Source organism: Ignicoccus hospitalis KIN4/I, assembly GCF_000017945.1.
GTDB lineage: Archaea > Thermoproteota > Thermoprotei_A > Sulfolobales > Ignicoccaceae > Ignicoccus > Ignicoccus hospitalis.
In genome coordinates, this window is record NC_009776.1 from 1,150,229 (window position 1) to 1,174,629 (window position 24,401).

28 protein-coding genes and 1 tRNA gene are annotated in these 24,401 nt (G+C 55.8%); 16 read left to right on the forward strand and 13 right to left on the reverse strand.

What is annotated here, in order from left to right; translation table 11 throughout:
- Positions 1-89: 89 nt before the first annotated feature.
- On the forward strand, positions 90-1,364 hold the full coding sequence (locus IGNI_RS06675; RefSeq protein ID WP_012123435.1) for an ORC1-type DNA replication protein: 1,275 nt from the start codon (positions 90-92) through the stop codon (positions 1,362-1,364).
- On the forward strand, positions 1,348-1,572 hold the full coding sequence (locus IGNI_RS06680) for a transcriptional regulator (protein WP_012123436.1): 225 nt from the start codon (positions 1,348-1,350) through the stop codon (positions 1,570-1,572). The genes IGNI_RS06675 and IGNI_RS06680 overlap by 17 nt, the downstream gene beginning before the upstream one ends.
- Here the strand turns inward: IGNI_RS06680 and mcm are convergent.
- Both mcm and IGNI_RS06690 read right to left on the reverse strand, forming a co-directional pair.
- Complete coding sequence (gene mcm, locus IGNI_RS06685; RefSeq protein ID WP_012123437.1) at positions 1,567-3,636, reverse strand: minichromosome maintenance protein MCM; 2,070 nt, start codon at positions 3,634-3,636, stop codon at positions 1,567-1,569. The genes IGNI_RS06680 and mcm overlap by 6 nt on opposite strands.
- Entirely contained in the window at positions 3,629-4,177 is a 549-nt protein-coding gene (locus IGNI_RS06690; protein WP_187145960.1) for a DNA replication complex GINS family protein, read from the reverse strand. The genes mcm and IGNI_RS06690 overlap by 8 nt, the downstream gene beginning before the upstream one ends.
- 146 nt (positions 4,178-4,323) lie before the next feature.
- Here IGNI_RS06690 and IGNI_RS06695 point away from each other — a divergent pair, with 146 nt between their 5' ends.
- Both IGNI_RS06695 and IGNI_RS06700 read left to right on the forward strand, forming a co-directional pair.
- Positions 4,324-5,313, forward strand: a complete 990-nt coding sequence (locus tag IGNI_RS06695; protein WP_012123439.1) for a replication factor C small subunit — start codon at positions 4,324-4,326, stop codon at positions 5,311-5,313.
- On the forward strand, positions 5,310-6,740 hold the full coding sequence (locus tag IGNI_RS06700) for a replication factor C large subunit (RefSeq protein WP_012123440.1): 1,431 nt from the start codon (positions 5,310-5,312) through the stop codon (positions 6,738-6,740). The genes IGNI_RS06695 and IGNI_RS06700 overlap by 4 nt, the downstream gene beginning before the upstream one ends.
- On the opposite strand, the gene trpS is transcribed toward IGNI_RS06700, so the two are convergent.
- Positions 6,727-7,866, reverse strand: coding sequence for a tryptophan--tRNA ligase (gene trpS, locus IGNI_RS06705; protein WP_012123441.1), 1,140 nt, complete (start codon positions 7,864-7,866; stop codon positions 6,727-6,729). The two genes, IGNI_RS06700 and trpS, sit on opposite strands and share 14 nt — an antisense overlap.
- A gap of 94 nt (positions 7,867-7,960) precedes the next feature.
- Between trpS and IGNI_RS06710 the strand changes: the two genes are divergently transcribed.
- Both IGNI_RS06710 and IGNI_RS07835 read left to right on the forward strand, forming a co-directional pair.
- Positions 7,961-8,293 carry a hypothetical protein gene (locus tag IGNI_RS06710; protein ID WP_420805650.1) on the forward strand — a complete coding sequence of 111 codons (333 nt, stop codon included), beginning with the start codon at positions 7,961-7,963 and terminating at the stop codon, positions 8,291-8,293.
- Between the two features lie 2 nt (positions 8,294-8,295).
- Entirely contained in the window at positions 8,296-8,448 is a 153-nt protein-coding gene (locus tag IGNI_RS07835; protein ID WP_187145961.1) for a hypothetical protein, read from the forward strand.
- Here the strand turns inward: IGNI_RS07835 and IGNI_RS06715 are convergent, their stop codons facing one another.
- The gene (locus tag IGNI_RS06715) at positions 8,449-8,670 is read right to left on the reverse strand and encodes a hypothetical protein (RefSeq protein WP_012123443.1); all 222 of its coding nucleotides are present in this window, start codon (positions 8,668-8,670) and stop codon (positions 8,449-8,451) included.
- Positions 8,671-8,689: 19 nt separating this feature from the next.
- On the opposite strand from IGNI_RS06715, the gene IGNI_RS06720 reads away from it, so the two are divergent.
- On the forward strand, positions 8,690-10,000 hold the full coding sequence (locus tag IGNI_RS06720) for a DUF2070 family protein (RefSeq protein WP_012123444.1): 1,311 nt from the start codon (positions 8,690-8,692) through the stop codon (positions 9,998-10,000).
- Positions 10,001-10,072: 72 nt separating this feature from the next.
- On the opposite strand, the gene IGNI_RS06725 is transcribed toward IGNI_RS06720, so the two are convergent.
- The 3 genes from IGNI_RS06725 to IGNI_RS06735 all read right to left on the reverse strand — a co-directional run bounded on the left by IGNI_RS06725 (position 10,073) and on the right by IGNI_RS06735 (position 13,133).
- On the reverse strand, positions 10,073-11,863 hold the full coding sequence (locus IGNI_RS06725; RefSeq protein ID WP_012123445.1) for a V-type ATP synthase subunit A: 1,791 nt from the start codon (positions 11,861-11,863) through the stop codon (positions 10,073-10,075).
- A 72-nt stretch (positions 11,864-11,935) separates the two neighbouring features.
- Positions 11,936-12,133: a DUF167 domain-containing protein gene (locus IGNI_RS06730; protein ID WP_202943253.1), complete on the reverse strand. Its 198-nt coding sequence runs from the start codon at positions 12,131-12,133 to the stop codon at positions 11,936-11,938.
- Complete coding sequence (locus IGNI_RS06735) at positions 12,096-13,133, reverse strand: DHHA1 domain-containing protein (protein ID WP_187145962.1); 1,038 nt, start codon at positions 13,131-13,133, stop codon at positions 12,096-12,098. The genes IGNI_RS06730 and IGNI_RS06735 overlap by 38 nt, the downstream gene beginning before the upstream one ends.
- A 34-nt stretch (positions 13,134-13,167) precedes the next feature.
- Between IGNI_RS06735 and IGNI_RS06740 the strand changes: the two genes are divergently transcribed.
- Positions 13,168-14,004, forward strand: coding sequence for a class I SAM-dependent methyltransferase (locus IGNI_RS06740; protein WP_202943254.1), 837 nt, complete (start codon positions 13,168-13,170; stop codon positions 14,002-14,004).
- Positions 14,005-14,016: 12 nt separating this feature from the next.
- Here the strand turns inward: IGNI_RS06740 and IGNI_RS06745 are convergent, their stop codons facing one another.
- From IGNI_RS06745 to IGNI_RS06755, 3 genes are all read right to left on the reverse strand, one after another.
- Complete coding sequence (locus tag IGNI_RS06745; RefSeq protein ID WP_187145963.1) at positions 14,017-14,766, reverse strand: hypothetical protein; 750 nt, start codon at positions 14,764-14,766, stop codon at positions 14,017-14,019.
- A 205-nt stretch (positions 14,767-14,971) separates the two neighbouring features.
- A complete protein-coding gene (locus tag IGNI_RS06750; protein ID WP_148202284.1) occupies positions 14,972-15,463 on the reverse strand; it encodes a hypothetical protein in 492 nt (163 codons plus the stop codon).
- Positions 15,464-15,522: 59 nt separating this feature from the next.
- The gene (locus IGNI_RS06755; protein WP_012123450.1) at positions 15,523-16,401 is read right to left on the reverse strand and encodes a VIT1/CCC1 transporter family protein; all 879 of its coding nucleotides are present in this window, start codon (positions 16,399-16,401) and stop codon (positions 15,523-15,525) included.
- Positions 16,402-16,654: 253 nt separating this feature from the next.
- Here IGNI_RS06755 and IGNI_RS06760 point away from each other — a divergent pair, with 253 nt between their 5' ends.
- Both IGNI_RS06760 and IGNI_RS07600 read left to right on the forward strand, forming a co-directional pair.
- Positions 16,655-17,218: a hypothetical protein gene (locus IGNI_RS06760; protein ID WP_012123451.1), complete on the forward strand. Its 564-nt coding sequence runs from the start codon at positions 16,655-16,657 to the stop codon at positions 17,216-17,218.
- A gap of 3 nt (positions 17,219-17,221) precedes the next feature.
- Entirely contained in the window at positions 17,222-18,064 is an 843-nt protein-coding gene (locus tag IGNI_RS07600; RefSeq protein WP_012123452.1) for a hypothetical protein, read from the forward strand.
- Here IGNI_RS07600 and IGNI_RS06770 read toward each other — a convergent pair.
- Positions 18,043-18,119, reverse strand: a tRNA-Ala gene (locus IGNI_RS06770). The two genes, IGNI_RS07600 and IGNI_RS06770, sit on opposite strands and share 22 nt — an antisense overlap.
- Before the next feature lie 65 nt (positions 18,120-18,184).
- On the opposite strand from IGNI_RS06770, the gene IGNI_RS06775 reads away from it, so the two are divergent.
- The 4 genes from IGNI_RS06775 (at position 18,185) to IGNI_RS06790 (ending at position 21,457) form a co-directional block, all read left to right on the forward strand.
- Entirely contained in the window at positions 18,185-18,721 is a 537-nt protein-coding gene (locus IGNI_RS06775) for a hypothetical protein (RefSeq protein WP_012123453.1), read from the forward strand.
- Positions 18,722-18,726: 5 nt separating this feature from the next.
- Positions 18,727-19,473: a hypothetical protein gene (locus IGNI_RS06780; RefSeq protein ID WP_012123454.1), complete on the forward strand. Its 747-nt coding sequence runs from the start codon at positions 18,727-18,729 to the stop codon at positions 19,471-19,473.
- Positions 19,449-20,525 carry a hypothetical protein gene (locus tag IGNI_RS06785; RefSeq protein ID WP_012123455.1) on the forward strand — a complete coding sequence of 359 codons (1,077 nt, stop codon included), beginning with the start codon at positions 19,449-19,451 and terminating at the stop codon, positions 20,523-20,525. The genes IGNI_RS06780 and IGNI_RS06785 overlap by 25 nt, the downstream gene beginning before the upstream one ends.
- 113 nt (positions 20,526-20,638) lie before the next feature.
- Positions 20,639-21,457: a hypothetical protein gene (locus IGNI_RS06790; RefSeq protein WP_052570371.1), complete on the forward strand. Its 819-nt coding sequence runs from the start codon at positions 20,639-20,641 to the stop codon at positions 21,455-21,457.
- Here IGNI_RS06790 and IGNI_RS06795 read toward each other — a convergent pair.
- Positions 21,447-22,106, reverse strand: coding sequence for a tRNA-binding domain-containing protein (locus tag IGNI_RS06795; RefSeq protein ID WP_012123457.1), 660 nt, complete (start codon positions 22,104-22,106; stop codon positions 21,447-21,449). The two genes, IGNI_RS06790 and IGNI_RS06795, sit on opposite strands and share 11 nt — an antisense overlap.
- Positions 22,107-22,176: 70 nt before the next feature.
- Here IGNI_RS06795 and IGNI_RS07605 point away from each other — a divergent pair, with 70 nt between their 5' ends.
- Entirely contained in the window at positions 22,177-22,695 is a 519-nt protein-coding gene (locus tag IGNI_RS07605) for a hypothetical protein (protein ID WP_148202285.1), read from the forward strand.
- Here IGNI_RS07605 and IGNI_RS06800 read toward each other — a convergent pair.
- Positions 22,637-23,587: a CBS domain-containing protein gene (locus IGNI_RS06800; RefSeq protein WP_148202286.1), complete on the reverse strand. Its 951-nt coding sequence runs from the start codon at positions 23,585-23,587 to the stop codon at positions 22,637-22,639. The two genes, IGNI_RS07605 and IGNI_RS06800, sit on opposite strands and share 59 nt — an antisense overlap.
- 38 nt (positions 23,588-23,625) lie before the next feature.
- On the opposite strand from IGNI_RS06800, the gene IGNI_RS06805 reads away from it, so the two are divergent.
- Positions 23,626-24,339 carry a hypothetical protein gene (locus IGNI_RS06805; RefSeq protein WP_148202287.1) on the forward strand — a complete coding sequence of 238 codons (714 nt, stop codon included), beginning with the start codon at positions 23,626-23,628 and terminating at the stop codon, positions 24,337-24,339.
- Positions 24,340-24,401 lie beyond the last annotated feature (62 nt).

The following is a 24,401-nucleotide window of genomic DNA, read 5'->3' on the forward strand; positions in this document are numbered from 1 at the left end:
AAAAATTTTTCGTTATTCGCGGGAGCGAAAGTTTTGTGTATACACTGTTGGTGTAAAAACTTTCGAGAGGTAACTAAAGGGGGAGCGGGGTGAGCAGCGAGCTCTTCGACGAAATATACTCGGGGGGTCACAGGGTCATAAAGAACGAGGAGCTCCTGCACCCGGACACAGTGCCCCCTAGAATGCCCCACAGGGAGGAGGAACTCAAGAAGTTGGCCTACCTCTTCATGTCCTTGGTTAAGGAACCCGGAGAGACCTTCAACTTCGCGGTTATATCGGGGAAGCAAGGGGTAGGCAAGACCCACTCCACAATCTTCTTCTACGAGCACGGACTCGCTAAACATTTAAAAGAGAAACAAGGAAAAGAGATAATACTGGCCCATGTGAACTGCTTCAAGAACAGCACTTTGAACTCCATCTTGGCCACGGTATTAAACAGCATGCTGAGGGTCCCTCAGCCCGCCCGGGGGCTCTCGCCCAAGGAGCAGCTGGACATAATTATGAATAGATTAGAGAGGAAGGATCGCTACATGCTCTTGGTCCTCGACGACTTCCACGTGGCCCTCCAGAGGCAAGGCGAGTCCTTGACCAACTTCTTCGTCCGCATGTACGAGGACTCCGAGTACAAGAAGAAGAGGGTCCACGTCGTTTTCATAGTTAGAGATTTTGATGTTATGGAGAGGTACTTAAGCGATCAAAAGGCTAAACTTAACTTGAAGAGTCGCCACATACACTTCGACCCCTACACGAGCTCTCAACTCTTCGACATTCTGGAAGACAGGGCGAAGCTTGCCCTCTACGAGAGCTCTTACGACGAAGAAGTACTGTGGGAGATCTCTAGGATGATAGGTTACGACGTGAACCCCACTTTGCCCGACTCCGGGAGCGCGCGGTTCGCTATAGAGATGTTATACTACGCCGCGAGGAACGCAGAAGAGCACGGGAGGAGTCAAATAACGATTGACGACGTTAGGGTCGCTTGGGGGGTCTTGAGCGAGAGGGGAGGGGACTTGATTAGGATAAGCGAGGCGTTGGAAGACCTTAACGACCACCAGCTCTTGCTGCTCCTCTCCCTGTTGAACTTGTTGAAGCTGGACCCCGAGGGGGTGCCCATAGGTAGGATAGAGGAGGAGTACAGGGAGGTGTGCGAAGTGGCGGGCGTGGAGCCTAGGAAGCACACCCAAGTCTACCAGTACGTGACGGACATGGAGAAGAAAGGCATCGTAGACAGGATCGTGGGTAAGGTGAAGAACTCAAAGGGGAGGTCCTCCATAATAAGCGTGAGGTACCCTCCGGACGCCATGAGGAGGAGAGTCCTCGAGATACTTAAGAGGAGGGGGTACAACGTTGCGCATCTCGCGTGAAATACTGAATAGGCCGACTATGTTAAAGGCGCTCATAGTGTTAAAGGACAGCGGCCCGATGACCCTAAGTGCCTTGAGCCGCGCGCTCGGCACAAACAAGCGAAGGTTGAAGGTTTACTTGGAGTTCTTAGTGTCAGAGGGCTACGTAGGGGTGGAGGAGTGCTGCGGGGTTAGGACTTACTACCTCAAGGAGGAGATCGAGCTATAGCGGGGAGTAACAGGCGGTCTTGGGCTCGTATATCTCGCCTTGGTTGACCATCTGGGTCAGTATTTGCTCTATCTCTTCCTCGTTCAGACCCCTCTTCCTCGCCTCCCTGACTACCTCCTTCAAGTGCACACAAGTCCCCTTCTCCTTAAACTTCTCTTTGATTATGTCCTTCAATATCAGCCTCTTTTGGCGGTTGCTCTTGGAAACGCCCACGTATATGGTATCTATGTCTATCCTGCCGGTCTCTACGTCGACCCCAGCCGTACTTAAGAATGCGAGCATCATGCGGACAGCCTCTATCGCGTCGGCCTCCTCCACCACGCTTCTGAGGGCCATCTTCGCGTGGGCCTCGCTCATCCTGACCAGAGCTTCCAGCTGCCTCGCTGTTATGGGGACGCCCATCTCCGGGTTCTCGGCCGCGGTCTTCCTCAAGTCTACGAAGAAGTTCTCGATTATCCTCGCCGCGGCCTCCGAGAGCTTGGGCTTCACGCTCTTCCGCGCGTAGGCTATGTACTTCTTCAGCAAGTCCGCCGGTATCTCCGGGACTATCTTGTCGGCCTCCTTGTGTACGTTCAATATGTACCTTACTAACCTCCTATCCCTCTTCGGGTCAGGGACGTCCCTCAAGACGAATATTAGGTCGAACCTCGAGAGTATGCTCGGGGGCAAGTTTATGTTCTCCGCCACGGACCTCTCGGGCACGTAGCGGCCGTACCGGGGGTTGCCCGCCGCGAGCACCGCGCAGCGGGCGTTGAGCTTGGCCACTATTCCCGCCTTAGCTATGGAGACCGTCTGCTGCTCCATAGCTTCGTGTATGGCCGACCGGTCCTCCTCCCTCATCTTGTCTATCTCGTCTATGACCGCCACTCCGCCGTCCGCCAACACTAAGGCGCCGGCCTCTAGGTAGTATTCGCCGGTTATGTTGTCCCTAACTACTGCAGCCGTGAGGCCCGCCGCGGTGCTCCCCTTGCCGGTCGTGTAAACGCTCCTCGGCGCTATCCTAGCTGCGTACTGCAAGAGCTGGGACTTGGCCGTGCCCGGGTCCCCTATTATCAAGACGTGGATGTCGCCCCTTATCCTAGTTCCGTCCTCCAGCTCCTTCGGTACCCCTCCGAAGAGCGCGAAGGCTATCGCCTCCTTTATGTCCCAGTGGCCGTATATAGCCGGGGCTATGCTCAAGATTATGCTCTTGTGGATCCAGGGGTCTTTCGAGAGCTCCTTTATTCTTTCGACGTCCTCCGGACTCAAGTGGACGTCTTCCAACACCTTCTGCGAAACCTCTATGTTGTTGGCTATCATCTTGAAGTCGAAAACCACCATGGAACCTCTCTTGGGCACTCTGTTGGGAACCGCCTCCAAGACGCCTATTACTGTAACCCTATCTCCGGGGCGCGCTACGTCGACGAGGTCCTTGCCCTCCACTATAACTTCTATGCTCCTAGGCATTTGTCCCGGCGGGAGCTCCTCCGGCTTCTCTTGCACCACTAGGAGCTGCCAGTCCACGTACTCGTTCTTGGGGTGGTTCTCTAACAAGGTGAAAGGGCCGGTCTTCTTAGGACACTCCGGGTTGGGACAGACGGTAGGGGCTTGGTAGTACTTTCCCCTCTGCTCGACCGGGAACACCGTCCCGCACGCCTCGCACCGGAAGTAGAGCTTCTTCGGCTTGCCCTTTACGTTGGTCGCCTTCGTAACTATCCCGTCGAACGCCACTAACTTGCCGACGTACCTCTCTCTAAGGTCTCTGAGCCTCACCTTCTCCGGCAAGTTGGTGAAGCGAACTCTCATCGGGTACTTTTTGTTTGCAAACGCGCTTGCTATTTCTGTAACTACTTGATCCAGTTTATCTAACGTTTCCAGCGGGTTCTCGACTATCTCTTCGGCCAACTCTTGGTCAAACTCTATTACGTCGGTGAAGTCGACTACTACGCTCGCCCTCCTCTCGGCCACGGCGTTCCTTATTTCGTCCTTGTACTTCACTCTCCCGTTTACTTCGTAGGACTCCAAGAACTCTCTGAACCGCTCCTCGACCGGTAACTTCTCCTCGAGGAAGCCCGCCTCACTCACCGATCACCACCCTCTTCCACTGAGATATGTCGCCCTCCAGCTCGTCCGCGATCACTTGCTCCTCCGGCGTCAGCCTCTCCCTCAAGCTGACGGGAACTTCCCCCTCGTTTATTATCTTAGATATTATCTTCATCAACCTCAAATCTATTAATTCCTCCAACTGCGCCTTGATCTTGGTTACCTTCAACAGCTTCTGGGCGAGCTCCTCTACGTCCTTCCCCTCGAAGACAGGGTTCTTGTACTTGTCAACAACCTCCCTAACCCTCTTGAAGAAGTCTTGAGGGAGTTGGGTCGGCAAGGGGTCGTCCTTCTTCGATTCGAGGAACCTGAACTTGGCCACTTCCTTAAGTGTCTCGTCCACACCCTTCTCTTTTACGTACTTGGCATAGTTCATGTCAACTAACTTCTTCGCCAGCCAGCGCGGGAGCTCCACCTCCATGCCCTTACCGAGCTTCAAGAAGGTCTCTCCGTCGAACAAGTCGCTCACTTCTTTCAACAGAATGACCTTGACCCTCTCCTCTAAGTAAAGGTTCCTTTCCAAACGAAGGGCTACCGTGAGCTTCATTCGCCCCCGCGGGGCCGTAGTACCGGCGCGCCTCTAATCAAGCGGCTGAGGTGTAGCACAACTTTCAGCCCTTTGACCAGTTATACTCCCGGCGCCGTCGAGAGGCTCGGGGAAAAGGCTCCTTGTCCGCTCCGGAAGAGTTGTTGTGGGCAGAGAAGTACAGGCCGAAGAGCTTAGACGAAATAGTGGATCAAGAGGACATAGTGAGGAGACTGAAGAAGTTCGTAGAGGAGAAGAACGTGCCGCACATGCTCTTCGCCGGCCCTCCGGGAACGGGGAAGACCACCGCGGCCCTCGCCCTCGCCCACGACCTTTATGGAGAAAAGTATAGGCAATACATCTTGGAACTTAACGCAAGCGACGAAAGAGGCATAGACGTTATAAGGACCAAGGTGAAAGAGTTCGCGAGGTCTAGGACCCCTCCCACAGTCCCCTTCAAGTTGGTCATACTGGACGAGGCCGACAACATGACCGCCGACGCCCAGCAAGCCCTCAGGAGGCTTATGGAGATGTACTCCACTACCACTAGGTTCATACTGTTAGCTAACTTCCCGAGCAAGATAATTGAGCCCGTGCAGTCTAGGTGCGTGTACTTCCGCTTCCGCCCCCTGCCTAAGGATAAGGTAATAGAAAGACTCAAGTACATCTGTCAGAAGGAAGGGGTCCAATGCGAGGAGGACGCTCTGGAGGAGATATACAACATCTCGGAAGGAGACATGAGGAAGGCTATAAACATCCTTCAAGCAGCAGCTGCCTTGGGCAAGGTAACTAAAGACGCGGTCTATAAGGCCATAGGCTACGTCCATCCGAGCAAGATAAAGGAGATCCTCGAGTATGCCCTCAACGGCGACTTCACCAAGTCCGCTAAGCTTCTAAGGGACGTCATGATAGAGTACGGCCTCTCCGGGCTGGACGTGCTGAAGATGTTCCAAAGGGAGTTGATGGGCGGGAGCTTCGAGCTTCCGGAAGAGCTCAAAGTGTTGCTGGCGGACTACGCGGGAGAGGTGCAGTTCAGGCTGGCAGAGGGCGCGGACGACGAGGTCCAGCTACAAGCGTTCTTGGCGAGGCTGGCCCTGTTGGGCCCTAAGTTCAAGGGAGGTGCTAAGCGTTGAGCGCAGTACCGTGGATAATAAAGTATAGGCCAAAAAGGGTAGAGGACGTTATAGACCAAGAAAAGGCTAAGGAGGTGTTAATACCTTGGATAAAGAAGTGGCTGAGCGGCACACCTCCGGAGAAGAGGGCCGCCCTGTTGTGGGGTCCTCCGGGCGTGGGAAAGACTAGCTTGGTCGAGGCTATATGCAACGAATTCAACTTAGAAAAAATTGAGATGAACGCTAGCGACTTCAGGAGGAAAGGAGATATAGAGCGCGTAGCCATAGCCGCCGCCACCAAGAAGCCCTTGCCGCCTTGGAAGGGGCGCTTGATCTTGTTAGACGAGGTGGACGGGCTCTCGCCCAGGGGGGACGAGGGGGCCGTCGCGGCTATACTGGAATTAATAAAGAAGACGAAGAACCCTATCGTAATGACGGCCAACGACCCGTGGGGGACTCACCTAAGGCCGATAAGGGAGGAGAGCTTGTTGGTCGAGTTCAAAAGGATACCCAAGACCAAGGCCCGCGAGTTCTTACTAAAAATATGCGAAAAGGAGGGCGTTTATTGCGAGAAGGAGGCTGTGGACTACATCATAGAAAAGAACAAGGGAGACTTGAGGGCGTCGATCAACGACTTACAATCCATCGCTGAAGCCTACGGCAAGGTAACCTTAGACTTGGCGAGCGCCTTGTTGGTCGAGAGGGACAGGGTGCTAACTCCTTGGGAGATGCTGCAGAGCTTGTTCTACTCCAAGTACTCTTGGCAAGCTAGGAAGGCCGTAACGAGTACCGACTTGGACTACGACACCCTATTCTTGTGGATAGCTGAAAACGTCCCCAAGCAGTACGGCGACGACCCTTACGACTTATGGAGGGGAATGGAAGCAGTTTCGAGGGCGGACGTGATATACGGCAGGATAAGGAGGACTATGAACTGGTCCTTGTTACCCTACTTCTTCAACGCCTTGGGCCCCGGGGTGGCGCTCGCCAAGACCAAGTACCACAAGAGGGCAAGGTGGAGCTACCCGGAGAAGATAGTGCTGTTGGCGAGGACTAAGGAAGAGAGGAGGGTCAGGGACGAGCTCGCCTCTCACTTGGCGCTCTTGACGCACTCCTCCAAATCCTACGTGAGGAGGGAAATAATACCTATGTTGCAGTTCATCGCCCAAGTGAACCCGAACTACTTCGCGCGGCTGGCGCTGGGCCTCCGCTTGAGCGACCCTATGATAAAGTACTTAGCAAAGAGTAAGTATCAATTAGTAAAGAAGTACGTAGAAGAGTTGAAGAGTTCCAGAACGGTAAAGGCGGAAGAACAAACCAAAGCGAAGGAGGTGGTAAAGGAACTCAAGAAAGAGTACGAGAAGGGCACGAAGAAGGGGAAGGGCGAGAAGAGGCGGAAGGGCTCGGACGAGGGCTCGGGCTTGCTGAAGTGGCTCAAGAAAGATTGAACTGTTCCAAGAGCCTCTTGGTCTTCTCCTTTACTTTGTCCACCTCTCCCCAGTCCACGGGGTGTAAGAAGAACTTGTCAGCCTTGTCCGCTAACTTCAACTTCCTCTCGTGGTGCTCTTTGAGGATCCTCACTATGCCCTCATAAAGCTTCTTCTTACACTCGCCGCAAAGCACTTCGCCCCTCCTACAGCGCCCCTTCCACTCCTCAGCCTCCTTGGGGTCCAAGACGAAGGCTTCCAACCACTTGAAGACCACGCACCTCTCCGGGTCCCCTCCCTTCTCCCTCTGCTCCTTCACCGTGGGCTGGCCGCCCGTCAAGGCCTTCCAAATTTTCTCCTTTATCACTTTAGGTGGGTCGTCCAAGAATATCGCCGTCTCGGGCTTGCTAGCGCTCATCGGTTCCCCGGTCAGCCCCGGCAAGTACTTGCTGTGTAACGCGGCGGGCTTGGGGAGCTTCTTCCTCTCCGCTATGTCCCTGCTCAACCTTATGTAGGGATCTTGGTCGATGGCGATGGGGACTAAGGAGCGGTACCCCTTTCTGACGGTCGGGAAGAGTATGTGCGCGGACTGGACGACGGAGTAGAAATACTTGCCGGGGTTGTCGCTGTCGGTGAAGCCGAATACTGCCTTGACCTCGTTCAAAGTGACTTCCGTGCTGAGCTCCACGGACATCTCGTATATTTCTGGGGTTTTTGTGGAAATAAAGAAGTAAGTCTTCTTCTCGTCGAATCCCAAAGCGGCGATGTCGAGAGCGTTGTCATAGGCGTAGAACGCCGCCTCCCTCAAGCTATCTACCTTCAAGAACACGTACTTCTCGTCGTCGCTCAACGGTATGTAAGCCGGAACCTTGAAGGTCTTCTGCATCCAAGCGACGAAGTCGAAGAGCAGCATGTGGCCCAAGTGCATTACGTTGGAGGGCCCCCTCCCCGTTAAGATGGCGAACTCCTCTCCCCTCTCCCAGCCTTCAAGGACTTTGTCGAAGTCCCTGTGGGCGAAGAAGTAACCTATTTCGAACAGTTTGTGCCTCTCGGGGAGTTTGTTTAGGACCTCTTCTGACAAGGGAGTGACGCCGAACACCTTGATCAAGCGGTCATAATCGGTGCTCTTCTGGAGGTCCCCGTTCAAAGGGCTGTCCCCGGTCAGGAGGGGCACAACACTATTTTAGGCGAGCGAGGACGTAGCTCCAGAGAGCTCGACTAGTACCAGTTCCGGGGGTGAGGTGTCCTTGCCCAAGACCGTGAGCGACAAGGATCTTGAGAAGCTCCTAGAAGAGATAACCGATACCGAGACCGAAGATATAATGAAGAAGAACGACCCCAAGTACAAGTGGATAAGACAGATAATGATATCCGCGAAGAAGTACCACAAGCTGTGCCCGTACTACGACAAGAGGACCGGTAAGTGCTTCTTGGAGTTCGACTACAAGTGCGACAGAGCGGGCAAGTTCGACGGCTGCCCGGTCTTCATAAGGTACTTAGAGAAGAAGTACGACGAGTTGAAGGCCAAAGGCAAGCGCCTACCCATGGACTTCATGGACTTGTCGCTGGTGTGACCTTGGACTGCGTTATCAAGGCGAGGATAGTTAAGAAGTACGGAGACCTGTTTTTGATTGAAAATGAGTTGGGCGGGATAGCGCTCATCCCGTCCAAAGAGCTGTGCAACGCGATGAACAAGTTAGGAATATGCATAGAAGGGGTCAAGTGTTAGTTAAGCCCCTAGCACCACCAGGCTGGAGCCCTTACACTCCGCCCTCCCCTCGCACCGCGCCACAAAGCCGGGCGCGTCTGAGTAGCCCTCCAGCTCGCACGGGGCGCTCAGCTTCACGTGGACCGCCTCCTTACAACACTCCTTCCTAACGGCCTTGCCCTCGTCGTTGATCTCGTAAAAGCAGTACTTAGTGCCGTCATAAGCGACAATAACCCTTGACAAGCCCTACCCCCGGAAGGCCTTGAACACGCTTCTAAAATACTACAAGCTGCTCGTGACACTGCCGAGGGACGAGGTCGCCTACGCGCTGGCCGCCCTCTCGGCTTCTGCCTTGAGCCTTAGAGACCCCTTAACGCTGCTCTCCCTAATCGTCTTTTCTATTTTATTTTACGAGGAAAGGGTGCTGAACGGGAGGAGGCTCGCCTTCCTTATTGCTCTATCCTCTCTCGCTTCCCTAGCGGGGAAACGCCCCCTAGCTGCCCTCTTCGAGGGCGTCGCCGCGGCGCTGTACTCGCCTAACCCCCTCTTGATACTGCTTGCCCCCAACGTGCTGTACCTAGCCAGCCCGGAAGCAGTCATCGCCTTGATGCCCGTAATCCTAGCCGTAGTTTATGGAAAGCTCGTCGGCACGGTTGACTTCGGAATAGCGTGGCTCAGGGCGTGGATGGGCGACGACTACTGGCCCCTCGAGAGGTTCGTCCACGACCGCGGGAGGACTAAGGAGGCCAAGGAAATAAGGGTCGGACCGCTCGTCTTCACTGATGCACACTTCGGCTTGATGAGGTACTCAATGGGCTCGGTGCTGCCTCACCTAATGGCGTTAAACGGGGCCGTGCCCCACCGCTTGTGCGGTTCGCACGAAAACAACCCGGCCTCGAGGTGGGAGGCCTACGCCTTGGTCAGGGGGCTAAAGCACGGGCGGGAGGGCAAGGCGGAGTTGACGAAGATGAAGGGGGAAGGAGTTAACGTCTACGTCTATTCGTTCGAAGGGGGGTGCGTCGCGGTAGTGGAACACCCCTCCGGCGCGGACGACTTGCCTTGCGTGGAGTGGAGGTGTGAGGTAGCTGACCCGCACAACGCCGAGGGGCCCTCGCCGTCCCCCCAGAAGCTCTTGGAGGAGCTGAGCTCTTGCGAGCCGACGGAGAGGGTAGAGTTGAAGGAACCGAAGGTCTACGAGGTCGAGTTCGAGGGGGAGGGGCTGTGCGAGCGCAAGGGCTTCTTAATAGACTGGGGACCGTTCAAACACGCGGTGGCGTTTGGGAACAACGCCGTTAATGGAAAGAACAAGTTGGAAGGGATTGACTTAATCAGCACGGTAGACGACCACAGTTGCGCGGGCTTCGGGAGGAGTACCTACGAGCCGTCCTCCTTCAAGGGCTTCAAGGTAATAAAGGGAAGAGCTGAACCGATACATATTGCAATTAATAAGGTAAAGTACGTTGCAATGGGAGAATCTATGGTTAGCAAAGAAGCTGAAGAGGTCACGGTCAAGTCAGTGAAGGTGGGGATCGCGGCGGCCGCCTCCGCAATAATGATCGCGCTGCTGGCGTGAGCTCAGACAGCCACCGCGTCCCCATCCCTTCGGGAGTGGTCGGGATGGTCATCATCGCGCTCAAAAACGCGATTAGGGACTCAAGGAGGAGAGCTTCTCCATGAACCTGGCGTACAAGTCCTCTAGCTTCTCCAGCTCCTCGTTCCTCACAGTAAACCTGCTCCTTATGAGCTCTGCGACCTCCTCCTTTACCGCCTCCCTTATTGTGGCGACGGGTACCCCGGCGTTCACCAGCTCTTTAGCCTTCCTGTAGAAGTCTATGATTATCTTCATCATGAGGAACTGCTTCTTCGGAGAGCAGAACGCGTCTATGGGGTCGAAGGCGTTCTGCTGGAGGAAGGCCTCCTTTATGATCCTAGCCGTCTCTATTATCAGCTTGTCGGGCTCGCTGAGGCTCTCCGGCCCTACGAGCCTCACTATCTCCTTTAGTTCGTCCTCCTTGAGGAGTATGCTCATCATTTCGTCTCTGTACTCCTTCCACTTGGGGCTTATGTTCTCGTGCCACCACTTAGCTACGGTGTCTACGTACAAGCTGTAGGACACCAACCAGTTGATGGCCGGGTAGTGCCTCGCGTAAGCCAAGCTCGCGTCCAGCGCCCAGAAGACCCTCACGAACCTCCTGGTGTGGCTGGTGACGGGCTCGCTGAAGTCGCCTCCTGGCGGGGAGACGGCCGAGGCTATCGTGACGCTCCCCACCCTCTCCGGCCTGCCGGGGATCCTCGCCCTGCCGGCCCTCTCGTAGTACTCCGCCAACCTGGAGGCCAAGTAGGGCGGGAAGCCCTCCTCCGCGGGCATCTCCTCCATTCTGCCGGCGATGTCTCTGAGGGCCTCGGCCCACCTGGAGGTGGAGTCGGCTATCAAGAGGCTGTCATAGCCCATGTCACGGTAGTACTCAGCCAAGGTGACGCCCACGTAGATGGAAGCTTCCCTCGCCGCTACGGGCATGTTAGAGGTGTTGGCAACCAATATAGTCCTCTCCATAAGCGGCCTGCCGCTCCACGGGTCCTTGTAGTGGGGGAAGTTTACCAAGACGTCCGTCATCTCGTTGCCCCTCTCGCCGCAGCCGACGTAAATGACCACCTTGGCGTCGCTCCAAGCGGCTAGCGTCCTCAAGGTGACCGTTTTGCCGGAGCCGAAGGGGCCGGGTATGGCGCCGGTCCCGCCCTTGGCCATGGGGAACAATGTATCGAGCACCCTGACGCCGGTTATCAAGGGGGTCACTGGCTCGAACTTCTCCTTGACCGGCCTAGGCCTCCTTATCGGCCACCTGTGGTACATCTTGAGCTCTATCTCCTTACCCTCGTACTCGACCACAGCTATGGTATCTTCTATGGTGTACTCGCCGGCGGGGGCCAACCACTTGAGGGTGGCCGCCTTGTCCACCGGCACTACGTTGGGGGGCACCATGACCTTGTGCTCGATCAAGGGCGTCTCCGGGACGGTGCCTAAGATATCGTCGCCGCTCACCTTGTCCCCGGGCTTGAGCTCCGGGTTGGGGCGCCACTCCCACTTCTTGGAGCGGTCGAGCGAGGGTACCTTGATGCCCCTCTTTATGAACGGGGACTTAGCGACCTCGTGTATGCTCTCCAGAGGCCTAAGTATGCCGTCGAAGATGTGGCTGAGGAGGCCCGGCCCCAGCTCGACGCTGAAGGGCGAGCCCGTACCCACTACGGGCTCTCCGGGAGTTATGCCTGTGGTGTCCTCGTACACTTGTATGACCGCCTTGTCTCCCGTTATTCTGGTTACCTCCCCCACGAGCCCGTCCTTGCCCACTTCCACCACTTCGTACATTTGAACCCCTTGCATGTCCTCGGCGATGACGACCGGACCACGTACTCTAAGAACCTTGCCCTTGACTGCCATACCTTTACCTCCTCTCTGGTGCTCTTCCCAGCGCCTTAAAACGACTTGTCCGTTGGAGGGAAGGGGGAGGGCTCAAGTTTCAACTCTCACTACCTTCATTCTGGACGTATGACCCTTAACTATCTCTACTTTCTTCGCTTTGAAATACTTCTTCAAAAGTTTCAATAGTTCCCTATTGGCCTTCCCTCCCTCCGGGGGAGCGGCGACGCGCACGACCAAGCAGCCGTCCTCCTCACCCACCACTTCGCTCTTGGGAGAGTTCGGCTTCACGCATACCTTTATCAGCATTCGACTTCTCCAAGTACGCCCTCAGGCCGGACTCGAATTTCTTTGCGTTAACTCTTAGGAACAGCTTATGCATTATCTTTTCTATGAAGCTGTAGTTCAAGTTCCCCCCGGCGGCCGCCGGATGACCCCCGCCGGAGAACTCCTTGGCCAGCTCGCTCAAGTCGACCCTTTCGGTCCCCCTCCTCATGTGTAGACTGCCGACGTCACTGACGAAGGCTATGACGTCGTAGGTCCTCTTCTTCCTTATTTCTTCGGCCATAAACGATACGTGGGCGACGTCCTTCAGTTTGATGGGGACCATTACGTAGCTTATCCCGTCGACCTCCCCTTCTACGGCCTTTTTCAAGTATTTTTGCAAGCTCTCCTCCATCTCCCTGAGGGCCTCTTCGTAGGCCTCCTCCCAGTCGGCGTCCCAGCCGACGCACTTCCACAGCTTGTCGATCAAGAACCTTCTCCACCTTCTGTTTCCAAGGGCTATGCTCATCTTCTCGCTCCTGGGATCTTTTCTAATCCATAGGTCTATATCGCAGCTCAGTTCGACTAACTCTTCACAACAGTCACAGAGCCTCGCGCCCCTTTCCTTTGCGTACCTCGCCGCAAGCCCCGCTCCGCACGTAGACCTGTCGTAAACCAGCTCGTCCGCCAGTTCCTTGATTTTCTCTAAGGCCCTCTGGCTCCACTTGTGGTGGTCCATCCAAACGAGCTTGAACGTCCTACCCCTCAGAAGGCCCTCCAGCTCCTCCAGCTCGTGGTCGTTGGGCCCTATGTCGACTACGTAGAGCAAGTCCGGCTTTTGTCTTATAGCCTTCTTCAAGTTTTTTAATACCTTCCTCCTCGAGGTGCTTATCGAGACGAAGTCGTCTGAGCTGTGAAGCCTAAAGAGGGCCACCGCGCCCATAATGCCGTCGAAGTCGTTGTGGTGGACCACAACGACTTTCTTCCTCTTCGCCGGCCTCTTGGGCCTGCAGAGCTTACAAATCACCGACGTCACAGCCCTTCACGCCCCGGTGAGCCCCGTGAAGGTAAATTTTGTCCCTAAGAGGCTCCCGGTAGTTACGGGCGAGTGGTTAAAGAGGCTTCTCCCCGGAGGTAGGGTGGACGAGTGGGGAGCGGTCTTAGATGTTCAAAGCTCCGAGGGAGCGATAATAATAAATGGGCTGAGGGTTCCGACCGACGAGTTGGAGTACGTAATCAAACGCATGGGCAACACCCTCCACGCCGTGACCCCGGAGGGACTCTTGCCCTTAGTCGTGCGCTCGCGCCACTTCTACAAGCTGAGGGGTCTGGAGGAGCCCGGCCCTCCCACCCTTGAGATAGACGGAGTCCACATGCACAGGATAGCCGGCACCGACCCTTGGAAGGACGCCTTGTCCAAGGTGAGGAACGCGAGGGTGAGGAGCGGTCACAAGGTATTGGATACTTGCATGGGCTTGGGCTATACTGCAATAGCAAGCTTGAGAAGGGGAGCGACGGTAGTGACGGTGGAGAAGGACCCTAACGTGATTCAACTGGCAGAGTGGAACCCTTGGTCTTGGGAGCTCGTTAAGGCAGAGATATACAACGACGACGTATCTACATTCATAAAGAGGGTGGAGGACGAGACGTTCGACAGGATAATCCACGACCCGCCGGTTATCACAATGGCTGGGGAGCTGTATTCGAGGGAGTTTTACGAAGAGCTGTACAGGGTGCTGAAGCGCGGGGGAGTGCTCTTCCACTACACCGGCTCCCCAAAGAGGCGGAGCGGGGTGGACTTGGCCAGGGGAGTTATGGAGAGGTTGAGGGAAGCCGGTTTTGAGGAGGTTAGGAGGGCCCCGGACGCCTTGGGGGTGGTCGCGCGAAAAAGCCGATGAAGACATTCCATATCAATTCTTGAAGAGGGATTCTACATACACCTTGCTGCGCTCCTCGACCCTCTCGAAGAACTCCTTCACGAACGCCTCAGGCCTCTCCGACCAGCTCTCGTCGGGCAGCTTTGCCTCCGAGAATGAAAGGATGGAAGATTCTAGCAACTTGGTCTTCAACCCCCTGGGCTTTGACCCCATCGCTATCATTAACTCCTTAGTTTTCGCCACTATTTCGCCGAGTTCCTTTGGAAGGTCTATCTTCACGCCCATTTCGTCGCACGAAATCGATGAGATTCTTATACCCACCACGTTCTGGCTCTTCTTTCCCAGCTCCTTCATAGCGAACCTCTTTAGCGCCTCCTCGTCAAATTCCTTCAAAGCGTCTGTGAGTCTCCTTATCGAAAATATAACCTCAGCAACCGTCTTCGAGTGCTCGCAACTAATTATCACGTTCAAAATGGATTCCTTCAGCGCTTCTACCTCACGATAGAGCCCCTCTGCCTCTTGGCGAAGAGGCGAGTTCGGCGGCGTAGAAGTTGATATCAAACGCACCAAGGCCGCTAGCCCCGAAATTATGCTTAATAATTGCACCATGCGTACGAACGAGCTTTCCTTCCGGCGCGACTCCTCCTTAGGCCACAAGTTGGTCAAGACGCTCTCTAGGGAATCAACGTCGACTTCGCGCAAGTTATTGGCGATCTTCTCCGCCTCGGAGTGGTTGGTCGTTGGCGGCTTGATGAACGTCTTTATTAAAGGGTATTTCGACAAATGCTTCTTTCCTATTCTCATTTGTATGTTTTCCATCCTTGGGGGGCTGCTGGTCCTCGTGAAGACGTTGGCGGCGTCGTCGGAGGCGTTAGTGGCCGAGCTCAGCGTCGTCCACCCTCGGTTTAAGGCGGAAGGATAGATTTGAGTCTTGAGAACGCGTCTGTACACTAAGGTAGCTTAAAAAACAAAGACTAAGTGCGTTAAGTTAGGAGTTCCTCTGCCTCCGCTTCCTAGCCCCCAAGAGGGCGGCTGCCCCGAGGGCCGCTATCCCGGCGAACGGGATGGATAGCTTGGCGGCATACATGACTATCTCGGCGTCTAACTCGCCGCCGTTGCTCAAGGTTATGTTAATGACGGCGGAGGCAGTCTTGTTGGGCTCGAGGAGCAGCGTGAAGTTTTGGGAGCCCGTAGCCACGTTGCCGAGGTCGTCGCTGGCCGTCACGTTTATCGAACCTACTACCTCCAAGTTGCCTATCAGCGTTGGCGTGTGGTCTATGTCTATGGTGGTAGTAAACGGCACGTTAGGAGCTTCCTTAACTCCTTGAGTGGTGAAGGAGAACGGGCCTACCGTTAAAGCCACGGTGTAGGTGTAGGTTATCACCACACCGCCCGTCCCTGGCTTGAGGGTCAAGGCGATGTAGTTGTTTGCTAAGACTGGTAGAGCTACGAGGATCAGCGCCAATAGGCCTTTCCTCACCGCACCTCACCGCATCAGCGGAATAGACGGTTCGAGCCTTTAAAACTAGGGTGTCTGGGCTACTCCACTACCTTAACGTTTAGTATAGTTTCGAGGACTTTGCCGAACACATAGCTGCCTATAGCTGTAGCCAGCAGTAGGCTCACCGTCTCTAAGTACTCCCTCTTGAAGTCCTTCTCTTGTATTGTAGCGCTATAATAGATGAACAGCCCCATTATTAACATTGCCAATAGCAGCGACGTACCGAAGGCTATCGCGACGCTGCCTATTAAGAAGTACGGGAGAGCTAGTAGAATCACAGACAATAAGTAGCTTATCATAGTGACGGCCGCGCTGACCGGAGGCCTTACCGACGGGTCGTGCTTAGCTTGCACGTAGGCCGCGCTGCCCATCGAGAGCGAGGCCGAGAAGCCGACTATCAGGCCGGCCATTCCGGCCACTACTGGGTTGTCCGTAGCTCCCAAGAAGCCCGCGTGGACACCGGTTATCTCTACGACGGAGTCTGCGAGGCCTAGGGCCACGTACCCCACGTACTTGGCTCGTGCGTCCTCAACCATCTCCACTAACTTCTTCTCGTGTTTTAGCTCGTCTTCCAGTATCTTCTTTATCTCCTCCTTCTCTTTTGCAAATTCTTCCGACTCCAGTAAGTTCTTGTAGAACTCCGCAGACACCTCCTCGCCGCTTTCCATCTTCTTTAAGATGAAGAGAGGGCCGAACAGCCTTCTCATTACCTTCAGTAGGAATTTGTTAACCTTGACTTCGCACTCCCTCCCCAAAACGGACCTCCAGAACTCGTAGTGCCTCCTCTCGTCCTCCGCCAGTTCGCTCAATAACTTCCTAGTCCTTTCGTCCTTCTCCATTTTCGCGAGCTCTGAATATACTATCCACGCCGCCTTCTCCGCCTTACACCCAGCCTCCGCCACCGCTTCCTTGTTCACAAGCCTTCACCTTCGGTCAGTGAGGGGTGTAGGTAGAAATATAGAGTGAAGGCTCTCCGCTTATGTTTCGAAACCAAACCGACGTAGGGTAGAGCTGGACCACAAAACTTAAAAAATATGTCATGACGTGAGGAGGTACCAAGCTCACGTACACACTTATTATGGTTATTGTTGCGTTTCCGAGGGGCACTGGAAGTGATAGAGGCCGACGCTTCCCAAGGAATTTCCCCCTGGGGGGGGGGGGGGTGAGAACGTGAGCAGGGTTAATAGGCTGTCTACTGATAAAGTGACGGAAGAAATAATGAAGCACGAGGTTGAGATATTGAGAGAAAGTGAGAACGTGTGCTTGAGTCCCGCCCTCGTTAACGGAATAGTAGCTGCTTACCAAATAGCCATAACCAAAGCCCTAGGGGCCGGTGCCAACGCCCTCAGTCAGATGCTCCTCCAAGAGCTGGGAGAGCTCCTAAGCGAGTACGTGGAACAAGTGGTAGGGGGCGTAGACTTCACGAAGCCCGAAGAGGCGATCTCCAAAGTTTTCGCCGAGCTAAAGCTGGCAGACGAAGTGAAGGTTAAGAGGGAAGGAGATGAGTGGCACGTTGAAATTAAGGGATCCGTCTTCAAACCGACCTACGAGATATTGAGGGAGAGGGGCGTAAAGTTCTTCACCCTAAGCCCCGAGGCCCTCATCGTGGCGTCCATAATAAGGAAGTACCTCAGAATCAAGGGCAACGGGAACGAGAGAGTGAGCGTAAAGGCGGAGGTCCCAGAAGGGGACACCTTAGTATTTAAAGTCAAAGAAGTCAAAGCGCTCAGGTGAACTTTGAGGCTAGTTCACTTATGGACCAGGAGGGTCGCCAGCGACGAGCCCGTGGTAAGGGAGGGGCCAGAGGGCCACGTGGCGGTCAGCGCAGACTTCACCGCTTACTTGATAAGGCCGGACGGGAAGCTCCTCGCCAAGAAGTATTATAAGGGAACCCGTTTAGGGAAGCCTTGTGTGAGCTCCCACCTCACCCTCTTTCCCGCAGAGAACTCCCTATTCATGTTTGAAAACAAAAGAGGTAAGCCCTCTGGAGTAGTACGTTTGAATGGAAAAGGAGTGGACTGCGCCTTCAACGGGGACAGAGTAGCTGTCCTAACCGAGCGGAGGTTGACGATATTGGAGTGGAACGGCGACGAGGGGAAGATGAAAGCCGTTGAAGAGATCAAGGTAAGGCCCAGAGGGCTTAGCGTGGACTGGAAGGAGGAAATAGTCGTCGGGACGGAGGACGGCCTCCTCATAGGAAGGGAGAAGGTTAAGGTAGGCAGGGTCGAGCTAGTGGCCGTCGGACCCTTGATAGCCGCCGCGGTCCCAGGAGGGCTGGCCCTATTGGACGGCAAAGAGGTCGTGAGGTACATCGAAGGCTTGGAGGTGACGGGCATCGCTTGGCTGGGCGACTTGATCGCGGTGGGGGATAGGGGCAAGAAGAGGGTCGTGGTCTTGGACGTAAGCGGGAAGTTAATGGACGAGTTCCGCTTCCCCGGGGCCGTTAGGAGCATGGACTGGGTAACAGTGTTGGCAGTCGCCCAGAGGAGGAAGGTCATGGGGTACCTACTCCTCCCCGAGGAACTCGAAGGGGGCAAAGCCCCGAAACTGGGAGAGGCTGGTGGACCGGCCGGGATTTGAACCCGGGACCTCTCGGGTGCAAGCCGAGCGCTCTTCCAGGCTGAGCTACCGGCCCGTCGGCTGGGCTCCCTTCTACCTTATAAGTTTAATACCACGACGTTCCTCCCCTCCGGGAGGAGAATGGACCCTCTAACCCTCGCCCTCCACGTTTGTCTAACGTTAAACGCCACGGTTACTTCATTTCTAGCTAAAGGAGGTCTGTACGTCAACGCGTTCGCAAACTACTTCCACTACTACGCGTCAACATTAGAGTTCTGCGTCGCTGCCAATCATACTGCCAAACTTCTGAAAGAGATAAAGACTTTGGACGCCCTAGCCGCGGAAGTCCTCCAGAGGCCTCCGGAAGTTCAAAAAGTACTGAAACTTACCAAGCTCGTAAAGGAAATGAAAGTCTTAATCAGTCAGCTCAACTGTACCTTGAAGGAGCTCGAGAGAGCCTCTAGCGCCCTAGAGGACTTGCCCACTGTCAAGTGCGTCGGTGAGACTAGCAACCCGTACCTCGAGGTGTTCTGCGCGCTCTCGGACGCTGTTGAAAGAATTAGGACTAACGAACCGGGGCTCGTTCAGTACTTGAAGTCCAACGCGCTCGAGGCGAGCCAGAAGGTTTCCTATTATGAGAGCGCTTTAATTGGGTGCAGGATGCCCTCCTCCGGGTAGGCTTTTTGCTAACGCTCTTGGCCCTCGCGGCGCTCCCCTCTTTTGCCGACATAGCGTTCAAGATATTTAATATCAACAAAACTTACGTAATAAACGTAGTGGTCGATAACCCTTCGGAAATCAAGGTCTTAATTGTCGACGGCTGCGGGAGCTCGACGCTCGCTTCAAACGCGCTGATCCTCAACCTGTGTAAAGGCTCCAAGGCCCTCTTCGTATATGACGGGTGGAGGGGAGCGGTCAGCTGCTCGAGTAAGGGGTGCTGCGCGGCAGCGGTGAAGAGGATAGAAGAGGGCTTCTTGATCAAGGCCTTCGGACGCGGCGAGCTCTTGATTGACGGAGAGGGAGTGACCTTCCTCAAGGGCGGGGTAGAGGAGGAGTGTGTTAAGAAGAAAAACGAAGTAATTTACATACCTAAGTGTAAAAAGGTTGTGTGTGTAAAGAGCGCGCCCGTCGGTGAGCTCAAGTGCAAGACGAGGGGCGGGGAGGGATGGCTAACTAAGACTTGCGTGGCAAAGGAGGCTTGTTTGGAGTGGGGGTGCGCGAAGTGGACCAGCTACCCCGTCAGGCTAGCCTTTTGTGAAGTAACCGAAAGGAGGTTGTTCCTCCTTAACCCGACGCCCTCGTCCAGCTTCTTGTTGATAAAGTTGAACGGGGGAGCGCAAGTCCTCCTACCAGCTGAGATAAAGGAGAGGCCTTACGCCATAACGGTCTACGCGGGTGGGGAGCCTTGCGCCTCCTTCCTCTGGCGCTAACCCTACTAGCCCTAGCGGCTACCCTCGAGGGCTGCGCGACCGTGAAAACAGAGGTGGAGGGCGCTACCGTGAAGTTCCTCGTGGCCGCCCTCTGCGAGGGCGAGTACAGACTGAAGGTCGAGGTCTCCGGGGCCTCCGTGAGCGCCGCCTCGGGGTTCCGGGAAGTGGCCGGGGGCACGGCGGAGTGGGAGGGCCTCCTGCGCCCCGGCGAGGTGAAGGCACTTTACTTAACCTTGAGCCACGTAGGCCCCGAAACGGGCGTCGAGTACGAACTCTCCTACGAGGGGCGCGCAGCGGCCTCCGGCACAGTAGGCCTCGGGAGGTGCCTCTCGGCGACCGCGAGGGCCCAAGCCTTGGAGGAACAGATCAAGGGCGTCGAGAGCGGTTACGGAGAGCTTAGTCTGGCCGTCAGAAACGCTTGCGACGAGGAAGTGGAGGGGTCGGCGATAGTGAAGTTCCTTTACGCCAACCCCTCCCCTAAGGCCTACGTGGAGTACTGCTCAGAGGGGCGGACCGAGGTCTACCGGGTCCCCTCTTGTGCGGAGGCCGGCGAGGGGCCCTTGCTAGCTTGTAGGACTTGGGGGGTGGGGGAGTTCAAGGTAACGGAGCTGACGGAGAGCATCTACGTCGAAAAGGGGACCTCGAGGGCCGCGCGGCGCCTCGAGGAAGTGTTAGAAAGGGTCCCTAAGTGCTTGGAGTGGACTTGTTATAGGTGGATAAGCGTTCCGAGGACCTTTAGTTACTGTGCCGTAATGAAGAACTCAGGACTGAAGAGCGACGGACACGTCGTGGGGAAGGCCGTGGTCTTCAAGTTTAGGTTAGGGCCCCACGAGTCCAAGGTAGTTAAGACCTATTTCTCCAACGTCACGCCGGCCTTTTACCTAGGCTTCTTGGAGGACAGAGCGAAAGTGCCTTTGGCGGTAGTTAAGGTAGGAGACGAGGAGCTGACCATACCGTGGTACGCCCCAAACGCCGCCTACCCGCTGACAGTAGCAGTTTACGCGCTGGCGCTGGTATTAATGGTGTTAGCGTTGGTAAGGCTCTTCTCCTAACCCTAGCGCTCTCTACCGTCGCCCTGAGCTGCGTACAAGTTACCCGTTCGTTCGTCCAGCTCTCGGACGAGTCGGAGCTGAAGCTCCGGGTATCCGTCACTTGCCCGGGCGACGTGGAAGTCAGGATAGAGGCGGACGTGGCGCCCTACTCCGCAACCGGCCCTCTGAAGGCCGAAGGGGGCTCTTACGTCCTCGCAACGGATAAGGAAGGGGAGCTCTGGGCGTCCTTGCGCTTCCCTGGCAATCACCCCCACATAACGATAAAGGTGTATTACGAGTCCCAGCTGGTCGACGAAACCGTCGTTAACCCCAAGGGCTGCGTAGCAGTAACCCTTCGTCCCTCCGAGGACGGCAAGGTAGTCGGCTTGGTAGTGGAGAACTTGTGCGAGAAGGAGGTAGAAGTCCCCATAAAGGTGGTCGGAGAGGGCGCAACAGAGTCGCTGAAGAGGTCTACGTGCGTCGAGAAGGTGGCCAAGCTGGGCTACGCGCGCGAGTGCGTCGAGTGGACTTGTGCTAAGTGGCTCTACGCCAGTACATGCGCGAAGAAGAGGGTCACGTGCGTTGACGGCGAGTGCGAGGAGCGGTGCGAACTCAAGCTTACCGTACCTACCGCCTGCGAGAAGTGGGCGTGTTCCAAAACGCAAATGGTTCCGACAGTAAAGTACGAGTGTACCAAGCATGATGTAGAGGCGGTTAGGAGCTCGTGGCCCCCTTCCGGCGAGGGGACCTTCGAGGGGATTCTGAAGCTAGGGCCCAAGGAGACGAAGGCGCTTAGGTTCGTCTTCAAAGGAGGCGCGAGGAAGGCTATCGTAGGGGAGTTCGAAGCGGAGCTCCCGGGGCCCCCTCCCCCGCCTTTCGAGGTGAATTACCTGCCTATGATAATAAGCTTGGTCGTTATAGTTTTCTCCTTGTCAGTGCTCCTCACTTCTTGATCCTCGTCGCCTCCTTCAAGAGCGCCTCCACTTGGGCGCCTACTGCTCCCTCGTCGTAAGGGGGGTAGGGCTTGCCCTCCTCCAAGTCCAAGGGCCCGGAGCAGAACATCCCCCAGCTCACCACCCCCCTCAGCTCAGCTGGGGGGAGCAGCGCAACTGCCCTCACCTCCCCCTCCTTCACTTCACTTATGTTGGTTACGACGGTGATAGCTACCTTCCCCAAACCGGTCCTAGTCACCTTCAACTTGTCCGCGTTGGGGTGGTCCTTCACCGTCAACACTCGCCCGGAGAAGACCAAGACCGCCCTGCCCGGGCTCACCTCCTCCCCGAGCTTGAGGAGGGTCGGTAGCGCTTGGAGGTAGCCCAAGGCCCAAGAGGCCCTCGCCCTCAGCTCGTCCTTCTCCTCGCTCCCCAAGCCCAAAACCTCCTTAAGCTCCGACGCCAGCTTGGAGAGACCGGGGGCGCTCTGGGAGGCCATTTCCGCCGGGAGGCCGCTCCAACGCAAGCGCTTGAGCTCGCTCCACGCCTCGCGCAAGAGCTCGTTGGCCCTCCCCTTGTCTATGGGCCTCCCCGGGTTCCTTACCACCCTCTCCACCTTCTCCAGCCCCCACCAAGCCAGCAAGTACCTAGGGTCGTCGTGCCCCGGCAACGTCGAGTCCCTCCCCGCGGCCCGGAACTTTTGTATTAGTTTGTGTCCCTCAACCCTTAGGTCCCGGAAGTTGATGTTCCCTTACGCGTTCCTTTCCGTAATACTCACTCAGACCCTAATATTAGAAGGAACGAACACGACCGTTACTCTTACTACGACTCCCTCCCTCTTGTACACCCTAACCGTCCTCTGTGAAAACGCTACTTTCGTAAAGAGCAACGTCGTCTTGGGCCCCTTTACCGCCGAGACGCTCTCGCTCCCGTGCGAGCCGCGTAAGGTCTCCCTAAAGGCCGTCCTAACTTACTTCCTTTACCATATGGACGACAAATTGAAGACGATAACGTTTACTACCGTGAACGTCGAAGAGGAGTTAGTGCCCAGGGGCACGGTAACACTAAACATAACGGGAGCGGAGCTGAGCTTAGACAACTTAGTAAAGGCTAGGTTTGAAGGGGAGCTCGTAGTGAGTTTCGGCTACGTCCCCCCTCCGCCGGTCGCGGCCGTCGGGGCGCTGGCGGTGAGAGCTGTAGCTAAGAGGCTTCCTTCTCGCGCACCTCGACGGTCTCGCTCTTCTCGACGGCCTTCCTAGGCAGCCTCGCCAGAGCCCTCACCAAGTCCTCCACGAAGAGGGCCCCGACGTACCTCCCCTCTTCGTCCACCACAGGGATCACTGGCTCTCTGAACACTAAGAACTTGTCCAAGGCAACGGTTACGCTGTCTTCTGGACTGAGGGAGGGAACCCCCCTCATCATTATGGTTTTTACCTTAGCCATTGGAACGCTCATGTGTTCGCCCTCCCTATGTATGAACCACCTGTTGGTCTTCACGAACTCCTTATAGGTTATTATTCCCTTGACCTTGTTCTCCTCGTCCTTTGCGACCACTACCAAGCCCGGCAAGAACTTGTTTATCAATTTGTGCCAAGCCTTGTTCACCTTTTCGTTCCAGTCTATCGCGTACTCCTCGCCGGTCCTCATTACGTCCTTTACCTTAAGCTCGGGCTCGCCGGGCAAGTGGTGCTTTAGCAAGCGCAGCAAGTCGAAGTAGTCCACAACCCCGAGCAGCTTGCCCTCCTCGTCCACCACCGGAGCCCCTCTGACCCTCTTGTCCTCCAACTCCCTCACGACGCGCAACAAGTCGTCGTCCGGCTTAAACATGGGGAACTCGTGCATGAAGTCGAGGACGCTGAAGCGGGAACGGTGGGAAGTAGGGACCATCAGCTCGAACTGAGTTAGGAAGCCGTCGGTCCTCTTGGTGTAGGGGTCCCTTAACACCGGAATGACTTCCTCGTCTGTCTTCCTCACCAAGGGTTTCAAGTTTACCAAGAGCTCATGCTTGTTATAAACGACCACCGCCGGGGCCCTGGCCGCCTCTCGCACTTGCAAGGCCTTGCCCAGAGTGAGTTCCTCGGGGACCTCCTCTGGCAAGAGGACCGCTTTCTTCTCTTCCTTAACTTTTACCTCTTTGACCCTCTCAGGCAATATATCCACCCCGTCCTTCCGGCCCACGGATGCGCATCATGGATTATAAGAAGAGCACGCGCTTGCTGGAAGAGCTGCTGGGCGTCACTGCCTCCGTGAGGCCGCCGAAGCTCTTCGTGTACAAGGACTGCGAGGGGCTGGAGGTCCCGCTGAGCGCGTTCCCCGTCGCCTTGGCCGTCTTCATGCCGGCCGAGAAGGCTTGGGCCGCACTGAGGGCGCTCTACGGAGAAGACCCGCGAAGGGCCTACGAGGAGTACTTGAGGAGGCCTTCCAAGGCTTGTTGGCTAAGCAGAGAGGTAGCTAAGGCGATCGCGTACCGCTTAGGCGGCAAAAGGCCAAAGGGCTTGGAACGGGAGGTTGAGAAGAGGTGGCCGAACGTGTGCGGGCCGGTAGACGCGTTCTCCGAAGCGCTCAAGCTGACTACAGCATTAAACGAGGTCGGCATTTCGGCATCGTTCTACAAGGGCGACAAGGAGGGAGAGGTGAGGACGCCTTACGCCGTCATCAAAGTGAAGAGGTCTGATCCCGTGGACGAAAGGTTCCTAAAGGAGTTGAGGGAACTAGTTCAGAAGGACGCGGAGCTGGGCAAGAGGGTCCTCTCCTTGATTGGTGCCAGGGGAAGTTGTGTGGAGCTGGCGGAAGCGGTGAAGCTTTCGGAAGAGCTGTTGGGCTACGGATTCTTGAGGACCAAACTGAGGGAAAAGGCGGAGGAGCTGGCCAAGGAGGCCTTGGCCAGGAGCAAGTTGCCATAAGGGCGATGAAGAAGGTTAAAAGCGGCGAGCGGTGAGCGGGGGCCAAGCCCCGAGCCCCGAAC